The sequence below is a fragment of the Sphingomonas faeni genome (assembly GCF_040407565.1).
In the GTDB taxonomy this organism is placed as follows: domain Bacteria; phylum Pseudomonadota; class Alphaproteobacteria; order Sphingomonadales; family Sphingomonadaceae; genus Sphingomonas; species Sphingomonas faeni_F.
On record NZ_JAPZPR010000001.1, the window covers coordinates 41235 to 55264 of the forward strand.

The window sequence follows — 14030 nt, forward strand, 5'->3', positions numbered from 1 at the left end:
CAAGATGTTCGCCAATATTGTCGTCATCGCCTAATCTTTCCCTCTGATGTGGCAGTGAGCGCGTATGCGACCCGGCATGGGGCATGGAGCGGGTTCACCGACCCGCCTGGATCAGGATCGCGTCTGAAGGCAGCAACGCGTCAAGGAACGGAAGAATTGCTGCTCCAACCGCAGGTCCGTCCCGGGCCAGTACCGCGGGCATGATCTTCGCCTGCGACGGTAACGGCAACGCACTCATCGACCGCGTCAGTTCGTCCGCCAGTCGTTCGATGAGCGCCATGGGCAGGCGTCCGCCGATCAGCACGGCATCAGGATTGAGCAGGCAGTTCACCGCCGTCAGCGGTTGGGTCAGCGATCGCACTGCGTCAGCAAGCCAATCGTCGACGACACCCATTGCATCCACATTAAGGTGCGCCAGCCCATCGACGCCCGCAATGGGGTGCCCCGCCGCCTCGAGCCGATCGGTTAGCGCCGACAGCGATACCGTATCCTGAACGATCGCACCGATCCCGGCTCCCGGATCCGGCATTAGCCCCAGTTCTCCGGAGCGTGCGGTGGCGCCGCGGTGATAACTTCGATCGATCACCACGCTGCCGCCGAGCCCTGCGCTGATCAGGATGTAAAAGAAGCTGGGGTTGTCGTACGCCGTACCATATTCGGCCTCGCCGAGTGCAGCGGCAGCGGCGTCGTTGTCGCAGTGGATCGGCCAAGGCCATTCGGCCGCAAGCATCTTAGTCAAGTCGACATCGTTCCAGCGATCGTAGGCAGCGGGCCGATGCGGCAACGGTATGCGACCGAGATCGTCGGGAATGGCCACACCGATCCCCAGAATACGCGATCGGTTGATATCGCCTTTTAGGATAGCCTGCTCGAGGTTGGACCGGACGAAACCTAAGACGTCCTCGGGCAACGCGAAGGATTTTTCGCAGGTGACGCGGCTGCGGATTGTTCCTGCGAGATCGAGCGTGACGAGGGTAAGATGATCGCGATCAATGTTTAACCCAATGGCGAACGCTCCGTCTGGCTCGACTTCGAGCTGCATCGCCGGCTGGCCCCGATTTCCTTGTGTACGCCCGGTCACACGCACGAGCCCCATGTCGACGAGGCGCCCAGTTATGTTGGCGATAGTCGGTGCGGTCAGTCCAGTCTGTTGCGATATCGCGATCCGGGTCGTACCGGGCGCCAGACGAACCGCCTGCAGGACGGTTCGAAGGTTATAATCCCCAGCACGGGCTAGATTTGTTCCTGAAAGGCTGCGGGACAGGCGTGCGACCTTGGTCTCCATAGGGGCGGCGTTCAGGGCATCGCGCTCGGTCCGCGATTTTGTCACGCCGGTACGCCCCTCGTTGCGTAAATGATCATGTCATCACGCTACCGGCATTTCCCCCTCCGCGGCAACCCGCCGACTACATAATTCAATTTGACATTTGCATCTGTCTAGGCAGATTTCGCCCAATCATGATTGCTTTTTTCATGCCAACGCGCGGACTTAGCCGAACCTCTGGTCTTAGTCGGAATGGCGGACCTGCTGATTGGCGGGTGCCAAGCGTCGCCTTAGGCTTTTGACCACCGCGTCCGGCATGTTCCGGCTGAGCGGGTGCGTGAACGTTTCGGCGTAGTCGGGCAAGCCGACGCGCAAGATGAGGAGGAGGGGAAAAATGATACGTACGATCTCGATCGCCTTGGGTATTTTTGCAGCCAGCGCTGCGCCGGCGCAGGACGACATACTGAAGAGAGCAATCAACCAGCCGGGATTGAACTACAACGTCAGCGGAGCGGCGCAGACCACCAAGCGCATCAAGGACTCCGGGGTCGTCGGCGGGCAGGCGCTGCGCGTGCAGGTTACCGAGAAGGGCCCCGAAAACTACTCAGTGCAGGCGGTCTCCCCGCTGAGCAAGCCGATCGTGAAGGGCCACCGCATCGTCGTGGCGGTTTGGGCCCGCGCGCCTAAACTGATCGGTGACGCGACGACGCCGATCCCGTTCTTCGGCGTGATCGGCCCTGCGCCGGGCTACGCGACCGTCGCCAGCGGACCGGCGCAAGTCGGCGCTGCGTGGAAGCTCTACGACGTCAAGGGCGTCGCACCGTCCGATTTCGCCGCCAACGCGGCCACTGTCGTCGTCCATCTCGCCGGAGCCAAGGCGGTCATCGATCTGGGTCCCGTGTTCGTCATCGATCTCGACGCGACCTGAGCGGGACCCATACCTTCGGGGAGTGCCGTCAGGGGGTGTCGCGTCCCTCGCAGACGGCGCCCCTGAGATCGGTCTTGGCCATCGGTCCGGACTGCGCAAAGTGCAGGTATGCTCGCTGCGCAAGATCGTAGCGTGGCCAGTTCGGTCTGCTGCCACCGTTCGGATCGCCGCTTCTAACAAAATCGAGCCAATAGGCCTGAAGAGGAGGTTGCCCTACCGTGGGACGGTCGAACACAAAGCGGACCTCGCTGGCATGGCTGACTTCGGCACCGGGTGGTGCATAGTCGAACTGATATTGCCAGACCGGGGCACCGCGAGCGGCCAGCACCTTCGACACCGCGATCGTCGGGCAGCGGAAGACAACGTCCGTACCGAGCTGCATCGCGATGTCGCCCAGGCGCGGGTCGGCCGCTGGCGTACCTGAGCCCGTCAGTCCGTATGCGGAAAGGACGCGGTACACGGAGTTAGGAAACTCGCGGGCTATGACGGGGCGGGGGTCCGTGCCAGAATAGTTCGTGAACTCTTTCGCGTTCACCCCGATGATCGTCGGGACACGCGCAACGTGCCCGGCTGCGAGCGCGACTGTGGGCGTTTCGCGTAGCACGCGGCCATCGGCGACGGCCTGCAACCAGATGAAGCTAGGGTCGATCCCCAGCGTCATGTCCTTGGCGTCCACCTCCTGCGCCGCGAGTATGGCAGGCACGGAGAGTGCCCGTAATTGTACCGTGGTAGCTTTGGATGCCAGCCCCGCGCGCGTCGCGATGACAGCGCCCAACGCCTCGTTCTGAGCAAGCGATCGCGGTGCGACGCCGAAGCCCGCAGTGCCGCTCTCGGCGATCACCTGCGCGAACAGTCCGCGTGATGCCGTTGCGAGCATATGCAGCCCCACGTCCTGCGCGCCGGCGGACTCCCCGGCTATGGTGACGCGTGCCGGGTCACCACCGAACCGGGCGATGTTGCCACGTACCCATTGCAACGCCGCCTGTTGGTCCATCAGCCCGTAGTTGCCGGAGATGCCGGCCTGTTCGCTTGATAACGCAACGTGCGACAGGAAACCCAGAGCGCCCAGGCGATACTGGATCGACACCAGCACGACGCCGCCATCGGTGATGTGCGATTCCACCGTGCCGCTGCCGGCTCCACCGCGATTACCACCGCCGTGTATCCATACCAGTACCGGCAGCAGCGCGGTCGTCGCGATCCGCGGCGTCCGGACGTCAAGAAACAGGCAGTCTTCGCTTCCCGTCGCGGACGCTGCGCGGTTCCAGTCTCCGTAGACCGGCTGCGGGCAGGCGGCGTGGTCGAGGACGGCGTCGACGATAGCAGTATGCGACTGCGGCGGCGTCGGTGGTCGCCAGCGGAGGGGCCCGATTGGGGGCTTCGCGAACCGGATACCGCGGAAGATGCCGCCCCCGGTTGGAAGGACCTCGCCGCGGACCGGCCCCGCATCGGTAATGACGACCGGCGGCCCAGCAACCGGATCCCGTGCGACCGGCTCGTGTCCGGCAGCGGCCAGCGAAATGAGAAGCGCGGTGATCACGACCGAAGGCCCCTCGGGGACGCTGCCATCGCGGCGCGAATGGCCTTATCGGCGACGGGCGCCATCACCGCATAGCCTGCCTCGTTGGGATGCACGCCGTCATAGGTCCACTCGCGACGCAGTGCGTCGCCGTCGTGCAGCGCGCCCCAGTAGTCAGCATAGGTCGCGCCGACGCTCGCCGCGTAAGTCCTCAGCCAGACGTTCATCGCTGCGATCCGCGGTATAGTGGCAAGCCCCGGGCGCCACGGAAAATTCGCGGCCGGCGGGATCGACGCGAGGATCACGCGGATCCCATGGGACTGGGCGAGCTCGGTCATCGACATGATGTTCGCCTGCGTCTGTTCGGGGGCCATCGGTCCCGTGTTGCCAGCGATGTCGTTCGTGCCGCCCATGATCTGCACGATCGCTGGCTTGAGCGCGATCACGTCCTGCCGGAAACGGAGCAGCATCTGGGGCGTGGTCTGCCCGCCGATCCCCCGATCCAGTCGACCGGCGGTGAAGAAACCGGGGACCTTGTCTATCCAGCCCTGCGTGATCGAGTCGCCCATGAAGATGATACGCGGGACCGTCGCCGGCTCGAGGGCTGCGTTTGCCGATCGGTAGCGACCGAGCCACGGCCAGTCCTGATGCAGCCGCTCCTCCGCCTCCGCCGCAGCACGCTGTTTGGCGGCATCGTCGGCTTGAGCCGAGGCGGGGGTGGAGCAGGCCATCAACAACATGGCGATCATTGACGGGAAGGTCGGCGAGCGGATCACGGTTTGGGCTCCAGAATGGCGGTGGCACCGCCGGATGGGGACAGGACGAGCGACAAAGTGTCGCTCGGGACGACGGTATGCGTCGCGGTGACTAGATCGGTTGGCGCGACGCCGTCCTGCCACGTTCGCACGGTATATCGGCCGGTACCGAGGAACGAGAGCGGAAGACTGAACGTGCGCGGTGCGTCGGTCATCGCCCCGACATACCAGCGGGTGCCGTGACGGCGTGCGACCGCGATGTCCCGACCGAGCGTGCCTTGCAGGAATCGCGTCTCGTCCCAGCTGGCCGGCACCGCGCTCAGGAAATCGAGGCCCTTCTGGCCGCGATAGGCGTCGGGGCTGTCCGCAACAGACTGAAGCGGGCTTTCGAACACGACGTATTTGGCAAGTTCGGCGGCGCGCGTCGTCTGCGTCTGCGGGCCGGTAGCGGCGATGGCGAACGTCGCTGGCGTGGCGTTGCGATAGCCGCCCGGCGTGTAATCCATAGGGCCGGCCAGCATCCGCGTATAGGCGAGCGTAATGTTGTGGCGAGCGGTGATCCGCTTCGTCCACTTGCCGTATTCCGCGCCGAGAACGCCTTCCTGCGTCAGGAAGTTCGGCCAGGTTCGCGTCATGCCCCAAGGATGCGTCGCGCCATGCAGGTCTAGCAGAAGATGATGCCGGGCGGTTGCGGCCGCGACGCGGTGATAGAAGGCAATCATCTCCTGATCGTCGCGGTTCATGAAATCGATCTTGATTCCCTTCACGCCGGTCCGCTCGAGAAAGCTCAGGATGCGCTCCATGTCACGATCGAGTAGAGCCCAGTGCATCCAGACGATCAGACCTACACCTCGGATCCTGCCGTAGCGGACGAGGCCTGGGAGATCGATCTCCGGAACGGTTCGCGTGGGATCGGCGCCGGGGAACAGGATGGGACCACCGCCGCTGTTCACGTACCAGCCCTCATCCACCATCGTGTAGGCGAGCTTTTGCGACGCGGCGAAATCGATGAAGGCGCGCTCGGTCGCGTCGTTCGACCCGGCCACGGGAACGCCCCGCAGCAAAGGTCCCGACCACCAGTCCCACGCAGTCTTGCCGGGCTTGACCCAGCTGAAGTCACCGACCGGGGCGGGGTTCAGGCTGGTCAGCAGCGTGTTCTCGATCAGTGCGCCTGGGTTCGCCGCGATCATCACGACGCGCCAGGGCGACATGATGCCGGCGCCGACCTCGGCCACGACGGCCACCAGGGGATCATCGATCCGCCGCGTAAGCTTCGCCGCTACGCCGAGATCGCCCGTTTCGGTGCCCGTGAGGGACATCGCAGGCCAGTTCTCGACGGCCGCCTCGGCGATCGCGACGGCAGGGCCGTCGCCGCCGGTTTCGCAGACCAGCGGCAGTTCGTACGAGTTGTGGGGGCGGATCCCGGACGCGCGGACCGGATCATACTCGCCCTCGTGGCTTGTCCCGGCTCCGCCGAGGTTCAGCCCGGTGCAGGCATAGTCGGACGGGAAGGCGAACTGCGTCAGCTCGTTGACGATCCGCAACGTGGAAAGTCCCGGTTGCTTTGGCACGGCATATCGAACCGCAATCCCGCTGTCATAGGCACGGACGATCAGATCAAGCCGGCGGTGCGCACCGGTTCGCTCGACGTAATGCACTACGATCTGGCGATAGACCTGTGCGACCCTCGCAACCTTGCCGGCCGGAAGCGTGTAGCGGTCCTCCCCCAGGCTGGACTCGATCCGTTCGACGCGCAGGCCGTCGGCTAGTTTTGCATACCGTTCGAACTCGAAACCGAGCGTGGAGGGTGCGATTACCGACCGGCCGTCGACGTCGACCGCATAGCTGGGCCGGTCGTGTGAATTCGTGCCGAGAGTCACCGCGATACGACCATCGGGAGACGTGACGGTCGGCGGCGGCGGCGATTGCGCCAACGCACCCGGGCCCGCGACGACGGCACCGGCCGCGAGAAGCATCATGCGAAGCAATTGCGGTGCCACGGTCTTCATTGTTCGGCGCCTAATCATGCAATCCCCTCCGCGCGCCGGTAAGGCGTCGCCAAGGCAAGTAAGCCGCCGGATCGAAGAAAAGCAAATTGAAAGATGAATGTTGACAGCTGAGCCTCCTGGCCGTCAGATCGACTGCAAAAGCGTGTTAGGCGAACGGGAGAGAGATATGCGCATCAGGCAGTTCATGTCGGCAGCAGCCGTGGCGGCGATCGCCATCGGCGCCGCAGGGCATGCGCGGGTGTCGTCCACTATAGCCGCCCCCCTCTCGGCCGTGGCGCACCCGGAAAGCTGGCCCGTGCTGCCGATGAAGCGTCACCGGGATCCGAGTGTCGAGGCGAGGGTCGATGGGATGCTCAAGCGCATGACGATCGACGACAAGGTCGGTCAGCTGCTGCAGGTCGACATCGCCTCGATCACGCCGAAGGATTTGGAAACCTACAAGCTTGGATCGATCCTGAACGGCGGGAATTCAGCGCCGAACAATGACGAGTTCGCGCCAGCAGGCGAGTGGCTCAAACTGTTCGACGCCTTCTACGACGCGTCGGTCAAACGCTCCGACGGCCGGCCGGTCGTACCGGTGATCTGGGGAACCGATGCGGTGCACGGCGCCAACAACATCGTCGGTGCGACGCTGTTCCCGCATAACATCGGGCCGGGCGCCATGCGCGACCCGGCACTGATCCGCCGGATCGGTGCGGCGACTGCCGCCGAAACCGCTGCGACCGGGATCGACTGGAGCTTCGCGCCCACGGTCGCGGTCGTGCAGGACGATCGCTGGGGGCGCACCTACGAAAGCTATTCGGCGGATCCGGCCATCGTCGAATCCTATGCCGGGCAGATGGTCCAGGGCATACAGGGCAGCATCGGCGGCGACTTCATGAAGCCCGGCCACGTCATCGCGTCGATCAAGCATTTCCTCGGCGACGGCGGCACCGGTGGTCGCGACCAGGGGGACACGCGCGCCAGCGAGGCTGTTCTGCGGGACGTCCATGCTGCGGGCTATCGCAGTGGGCTGGTCGACGGTGCGCTTACGGTGATGCCCAGCTTTTCGAGTTGGAACGGCACCAAGATGACGGGCAACAAGAGTCTGCTGACAGGGGTGCTAAAGGATCGTTGGGGCTTTGACGGATTCACGATCGGCGACTGGAATGCGCACGGGCAGGTACCGGGGTGCACCAACGAGGATTGTGCGCCGGCGATCAACGCCGGTCTCGACATGTTCATGTATTCGGGACCGGGCTGGAAGCAGTTGTACGCGAATACGCTGCGCGAAGCGAAGGACGGCACGATTTCCGCTGCGCGACTGGACGATGCGGTGCGCCGCATCCTGCGCGTCAAGGTGCTGGCCGGCACGTTCGAGGCCGGTCGGCCGTCGACGCGACCGCTCGCGGGCAAGTTCGACCTGCTCGGCGCACCTGCGCATCGCGCGGTGGCACGACAGGCGGTCCGTGAGTCGCTGGTCCTCCTCAAGAACAACAATGCCGTCCTGCCGCTCAGGTCGTCAGCGAACATCTTGGTCGCCGGGCGCGGCGCGGACGATATTGGCCGACAGTCGGGGGGCTGGTCGATCACCTGGCAGGGAACGGGCGTGACCAATGCCAGCTTCCCCAATGGAGAGTCGATCTTCGCCGGCATCGAACAGACCATGCGCGCCGGCGGCGGCAAGGCGACGCTGTCCGTCGATGGCCGATATCGGGCGAAGCCGGACGTCGCGGTCGTGGTCTTTGGCGAGGCCCCCTATGCCGAGTTCACGGGAGATCGACCGACGCTTGAATACAGCCCCGACGACAAGTCCGATCTGGCGCTGCTCCGCAGGTTCAAGGCTGCCGGGGTGCCGACCGTCGCAGTCTTCCTGTCGGGGCGACCGCTATGGGTGAACCCGGAACTGAACGCGGCCGACGCGTTCGTCGCGGCCTTCCTGCCGGGTACCGAAGGCGGCGGCGTTGCGGACGTGCTGATCGCGGGGAAGGACCGCAAGCCGGCGCATGATTTCCGCGGCACGCTCAGCTTCTCGTGGCCCAAGCGCCTCGATCAGTACGTCTTGAACCGACGCGACGCCGGCTACGATCCGCTGTTTCCGATCGGGTACGGCCTGACCTATGCCACGCCCAAGACGATCGGGGAACTGGACGAGACACGGCCGAAGGGCGTGGTGACCGATCAGAACGCGCTGTTCTCACGTGGCCGCGTCGTCGCTGGCGGCCGGCTCGACGTCGCGGGCGCGGTCCGGCAGACTCGGGTCGACCGGGTGGCGCAGGAGGATTCGTTGCGGTTCACCTTCGCTGGTCGTGGAAGTGCATCGATCGAGGAAGCTAAGTCGATCGACGTCACCCGCGAATCGAACGGTCAGCTGAGTCTGCTCATGGACTACCGAGTGACGACCGCACCGACCGGCGAGGTGACGCTTGGGATGACGGGGGGCAAGACCACCACGGTCCCGATCACCGGCGCGGTGAAGCTGCCTGGCAGCGACTGGCGGCAGATCGCGGTTCCGCTCCGCTGCTTTGCCGCGGGCGGGGTGGACATGGCACAGGTCAGCAAGCCCGTGACGCTGGCGACTACGGGTGCGCTTGGCATCGACGTCTCAAGCATCCGCATCGCTAGCGCACCGTCAGGCCCGGCCGACTGCGGTGTCCGCTGACATTTCAAGGGGAACGTCAAATGCATGTGAACAGACGTGAGTTGGTGGTGAGTGCGACGGCATTCGCGCTACTGCCGCACGCGGCTATCGCCAAGACGGTCGGCGCGGCTGTGCCGGCGCGGGCGCTAAGCAATCCGCTTGCTTCGGCCGAAGCGCAGGCGTTGTATGGGTACATCTGGTCGATCTACGGCACGAAGACCCTCACAGGGCAACAAGAGCAGAACTTCACCCCCGCCGGGGCACGAGTCGAACTGGATTATATTCAGAGGGTCACCGGACGCCAGCCGGCGTTACTGGGTCTCGATTATATCGAGCCAGTCGATCAGCTTGCGGTGAATGAACGTGCAACTGCCTGGCATCGCTCAGGTGGGATCGTCAGCCTGTGCTGGCACTGGGGTGCGCCGGATATCGGCAGCGGTTACGAGAATTCCAAGAAGGACTTCGACGTTGCCCGTGCGCTGGTCGCTGGTACAACGCAGAACGTCGCCATGTTAGCGCAAATGGCCCACGTCGCCGATCTGCTCACGGTCCTCCGCGACCGGAAGGTTCCCGTGTTGTGGCGGCCGTTCCACGAGTTCGGCGGTGACTGGTTTTGGTGGGGCAAGCACGGACCGCAGGCGTTCAAGGCGCTATGGCGGACGATGTACGAGTTCTTCGTCGTCGATCGCAAACTGGACAATCTGATCTGGGTGCTTGGCTGGGCAGGGCAGAACATCGATCCCGCATACTATCCGGGCCGTGACTGCGTTGATGTCGCTGGCGCCGACATCTACGTCGACGATCACGGCAATCAGGCCGGGCTGTTCGCGCAGGTGAAGCGCATCGTTGGGGATACTGTCCCGATCTGCCTGCACGAGAACGGGCCGATCCCAGATCCCGCCACGCTGGGTCCCGAGGCGGACTGGGCGTGGTTCATGACGTGGCACACGCGTTGGCTGCAGAACCCCCAGCAGAACTCGCCCGCCTTGTTACGCGAATACTACCGGTCGGAGCGCTACGTCACCAAGGACGAGCTGCCGAAGTGGTAACCGACGCGCCGGCTTGAACGGTGCGCGTAGGAAGTGGACCGTATCGGTTCGGATCTGAAGAAAAACGAGGAACGTTGCATCAACACCATCTCATGAACCAAAAAAAAGGGTCGCAGAAGCGACCCCGTAAAGTGATTTAGGAGAGGATGCCTGAAAGGCGAATTTTTGGTACCGCAACCTCGGACGAATTGCAAATGCAATTTTCTTAATTAAGAACGCGATCTTCACCAGTCGGCTCGATTACTCGCCGGCCGAAGGTTTGGGGCGGGGCAGGGCGGCGTGTCAAACCCACCGGCCGATGCGTTTTCCGCTGCTCTGATCCGGTGGACGCTGACGACGTTAGGGTGTGGACCGCGGCTTTCGACTGAAAATCGCAATCACCGGCAGGTCACTTGGCGGCAGGCGAAGTGCAAAGGCGGCTGAAGTAGCAGTGGCACGTTCGAAACCGACTCGTGATTGCCGATGGAGTTAGTTCCGACGCACCCAACAAAGGGGTACGGTTGATCTACGATCCCCTCCGCGGCTCTACGCTAATCGACCGTACCCGGTTGGGCTACGTTCACCGATCGCAAAGCTAGTTCCGTCTTGCTCGAAAACGTACGGCCTCGCATCGCCCGGCGTTATCGCTCACACCAAGGCCGAGTGCGCGCTCGACATTGCCACGCGCGGTGGCCCCGGCTTATGCCGCGCCGACAATATTATGAGGGGCGCCATCTAAGTGCACGTCGATACCAGATCCACAGCAGCAGCAGCAGGAGGCGATGCCAGCCACGGCTACGACGCGCCCGACCTGCGCGTGTTCGTGTTCGCGCTGTTCTTCATCTTCGGCGGCATCACCTCGCTGAACGACATCATCATCCCCAAGATGAAGGAGCTCTTCACGCTCGACCACGCGACCGCGATGCTGGTCCAGTCCGCGTTCTTCCTCGCCTATGCGCTGTTCTCGATCCCCGCCGCCGCGATCGTGCGGAAAGCCGGCTACATGCGCACCGCGTCGATCGGCCTCGTGACGATGACCGCGGGCTGCCTGTTGTTCATCCCCGCCGCAGGGCAGGCGAGCTTCGGCATGTTCCTGTTCGCGCTGTTCGTGCTCGGCGCAGGGATCACCGTGGTGCAGGTCGTCGCCAACCCGCTGATCTCCGCGCTCGGCCATCCCAAGTCCGCATCGAGCCGACTGACGTTTGCACAGGCGTTCAACTCGCTCGGCACGACCATCTTTCCGTATGTCGGCTCCGCGCTGATCCTCGGCGGTCTGGCGACGGTCGACTCCTCGACGCTGACCGGCGCCGCGCTCGATGCGTACCGGACGGAATCGTCGCGGACCGTCGTGCACACCTATATCGGCCTCGCGATCGCGCTGCTGATCGTCGCCGCGGTGGTGTGGACCCGTCGCAACCGGCTCAACGAGGAGCAGGACCAGACCGGCAGCATCTTCCATGCGTTCACGCTGCTCAAGCGTCCGCGCTTCGCGATGGGGACGGCGTGCATCTTCCTCTACGTCGGCGCCGAAGTCGCGGTCGGCTCGCTGATCGTCAATTACCTGATGCAGCCGAGCGTGATGGGGCTGAGCGACGTCGCGGCGGGCAAGCATGTGCCGTTCTACTGGGGCGGCGCGCTGGTCGGCCGGTTCATCGGCGCGTACGTGCTGAACAAGGTGTCGCCGGGCAAGGTGCTCGCGGGCGTCGCGACGGGGACGCTGGCGCTGATCCTGATATCGGCGAACACCGAGGGCGCGCTGTCTGGCTGGGCGTTGCTGGCGATCGGCCTGATGAACGCGGTGATGTTCCCGACGATCTTCTCGCTGGCGTCGGAAGGTCTCGGCAAGCGTGCGGCGGAAGGTTCGGGCGTCATCGCCACGGCCATCGTCGGCGGCGCGATCGTCCCGTATCTGACGGGAATGCTGGCGGACAAGACGGGCAGCCTGCACTTCGCGCTGCTGCTCCCGGCGATCTGCTACGCGCTGATCCTGGCGTACGGACTGTATGCTCGGAAGCCGGCGGTTGAGACTGCCTAGGTTTGGGAATGCTGTGATTGCTAATTGTAATGAAACGGTTTTGTGCCTAATTAGGCGTGGCGGTGTTGTTTAAAGTAGAAAATGACGGTGAAGGCGGGTTCTGCGACGAAAATATGACGGTCGATGATCGTCACGTATTGCAACGCGGCGGCTGCCCTGAAGATGACTGAAGACGATTCTGATACTAATGGTCTGTGTTATTGATACATTTAATGACATGGTTCAGTGCTTATAGCGTTATGGCTCGTATCTGACGGACTTATTGGTACAGCGCTGCGTTGTTGCTGTTGTCCGCAATTATGCACCTTACTTAGTGGACATGGTCGTCCACTAATATTTCTTCGTTGATGTAATCGGTGACTTAGCCGACGGACGTCAAAAGCTGATCGGGCATCGTTGGCATCAGCTAAGTTGTGAAACTTGGTGTTTATCCCGCTTATCGTACGGCCGATCAGGCGATCAGAGCTTACTTTTCTATCAGAAGACCCGACACCGTGCGGTAAGTCTTGAAGTAAGTCGCGTCGATCATGATCGTCTTCGGCGTGGTACTCGAGCTGCTTGAGGTCCGACGGACACTAGGTAAAACTACGTGCGCTTTTCGTTCGAATTGATTAGACCTGAGATAGCCAAGGCCGAAGGACGACGATTGGGGCTGTAGAAGCGCCCGATGTAATCGAACACGTCAGCCTTCGTTTGATTGCACTTGCGATATATCTTTAGGATGATCCGTTCAGTCTCAATCGACGAGACGGAGCTCTGTATTGCCGAGTTGTCCGAGACATGAGCAGGAAAGGCCATTTAGACCTGCAAAGACAATGGCAACTACTCTCAGGCATACATTGCCGACATCAGTGAAAGATTGCCGCTGATTGGTCAGCCGCGCGCCGGAACGAACTCGTGCCTTGGAACTGAACTGGACAAATCTTAGAGTCAGTGGTGCAAGCTCCTTTATTCTGCGGTTTGCCGATCAGGTGGCCACGTTTGACGACCCACTGGCGCCGTTGATCTGCACCATTCCTAGAAACTAGCGGGAGCATTACAAAACTTAGCTTGGGTTAAGTGTAGGTAACGGCGATTGTATTCCCCGGCATCCATTAAAGCGGCCATATCAGGCACAATTAGGCAACGATTTAATTGCTTTATTAATTTGTCTGACTGCAGGTCTTTGAGCATGCGATTGACATGAACGGATGTCATTCCCGTCGCATCGCCAATTTGCTCCTGGGTTAGCCGTAGCTTGTATCTCCCGTCAGCAGGATGCTGTCGCAAGCTTATGCGGTCCAAGTATTCACAGAGGAAGTGTGCTAGTCTCGTTCGAGCATTTCGCCTTCCTAAGTTGAGCATCCACTCGCGGGCCGTCGAGGCTTCGGTAAATGCTCCGATCAATAACGAATTGGCGACTGCCGATCGTTCAGCCGCTAGGACTCTCATTGCTGAAGCGTCGAAAAAAGCAGCTACGCAATCCTCAACAGAGCGGACATCGTAATCAGGGACTTCTAGAAACGCATTCTGAAAATTTAGCGCGTCGCCGGGACCATGCAGCGATACAATTTGACAGTCGCCTAAGCCCGTAAGTTTTTGTCGGACTGCGAACCCCCGGATAAGTACCGCGCATGTCGAGACTGATCTACCTTCCCTTCCAATAAAGTCACCGGAGGAAAAGAATCGTAAGGTCATGGGGATCGACGAAACTGCGCGCTGATCCTCGAGTGAAAGTTCACCTTGTACGCTCAGCGCGCGGATCAGGGCTTCGTGGCCATCTATCAATTTCGGAGCATCCATCAATTGGGCCCCGGTTGGGCTGCCTGATTGTTCTAATCTACATTAATAACGCAAAGAAGCGAACTGTTTGTCACGCTCGGTTCCGCGTTG

Annotated in this window: 9 protein-coding genes; 4 read left to right on the plus strand and 5 right to left on the minus strand. The window is 62.3% G+C overall.

Translation table 11 applies throughout. The features are described from left to right. Positions 1–94 precede the first annotated feature (94 nt). A complete protein-coding gene (locus O6Y00_RS00140) occupies positions 95–1330 on the minus strand; it encodes an ROK family protein (RefSeq protein WP_353440655.1) in 1236 nt (411 codons plus the stop codon). A 328-nt stretch (positions 1331–1658) separates the two neighbouring features. On the opposite strand from O6Y00_RS00140, the gene O6Y00_RS00145 reads away from it, so the two are divergent. Continuing rightward, complete coding sequence (locus O6Y00_RS00145) at positions 1659–2192, plus strand: hypothetical protein (protein WP_353440656.1); 534 nt, start codon at positions 1659–1661, stop codon at positions 2190–2192. Between the two features lie 28 nt (positions 2193–2220). On the opposite strand, the gene O6Y00_RS00150 is transcribed toward O6Y00_RS00145, so the two are convergent. Genes O6Y00_RS00150 through O6Y00_RS00160 form a run of 3 tightly spaced genes read right to left on the minus strand, consistent with a single transcriptional unit; the run spans position 2221 to position 6475 of the window. Next, complete coding sequence (locus O6Y00_RS00150) at positions 2221–3732, minus strand: carboxylesterase/lipase family protein (RefSeq protein ID WP_353440657.1); 1512 nt, start codon at positions 3730–3732, stop codon at positions 2221–2223. Then, complete coding sequence (locus O6Y00_RS00155) at positions 3729–4442, minus strand: SGNH/GDSL hydrolase family protein (protein ID WP_353440658.1); 714 nt, start codon at positions 4440–4442, stop codon at positions 3729–3731. Before O6Y00_RS00155 ends, O6Y00_RS00150 begins: the two co-directional genes overlap by 4 nt. 41 nt (positions 4443–4483) lie before the next feature. Then, a complete protein-coding gene (locus O6Y00_RS00160; RefSeq protein WP_353440659.1) occupies positions 4484–6475 on the minus strand; it encodes a glycoside hydrolase family 97 protein in 1992 nt (663 codons plus the stop codon). A gap of 166 nt (positions 6476–6641) precedes the next feature. Between O6Y00_RS00160 and O6Y00_RS00165 the strand changes: the two genes are divergently transcribed. The 3 genes from O6Y00_RS00165 to O6Y00_RS00175 all read left to right on the plus strand — a co-directional run bounded on the left by O6Y00_RS00165 (position 6642) and on the right by O6Y00_RS00175 (position 12158). Further along, positions 6642–9116, plus strand: coding sequence for a glycoside hydrolase family 3 protein (locus tag O6Y00_RS00165; RefSeq protein ID WP_353440660.1), 2475 nt, complete (start codon positions 6642–6644; stop codon positions 9114–9116). Between the two features lie 47 nt (positions 9117–9163). Next, the gene (locus tag O6Y00_RS00170; RefSeq protein WP_353440661.1) at positions 9164–10144 is read left to right on the plus strand and encodes a glycosyl hydrolase; all 981 of its coding nucleotides are present in this window, start codon (positions 9164–9166) and stop codon (positions 10142–10144) included. Positions 10145–10862: 718 nt separating this feature from the next. Continuing rightward, positions 10863–12158 carry a sugar MFS transporter gene (locus O6Y00_RS00175; RefSeq protein WP_353440662.1) on the plus strand — a complete coding sequence of 432 codons (1296 nt, stop codon included), beginning with the start codon at positions 10863–10865 and terminating at the stop codon, positions 12156–12158. Positions 12159–13175: 1017 nt separating this feature from the next. Here O6Y00_RS00175 and O6Y00_RS00180 read toward each other — a convergent pair. Continuing rightward, positions 13176–13940 carry a Crp/Fnr family transcriptional regulator gene (locus O6Y00_RS00180; RefSeq protein ID WP_353440663.1) on the minus strand — a complete coding sequence of 255 codons (765 nt, stop codon included), beginning with the start codon at positions 13938–13940 and terminating at the stop codon, positions 13176–13178. Between the last annotated feature and the right edge of the window lie 90 nt (positions 13941–14030).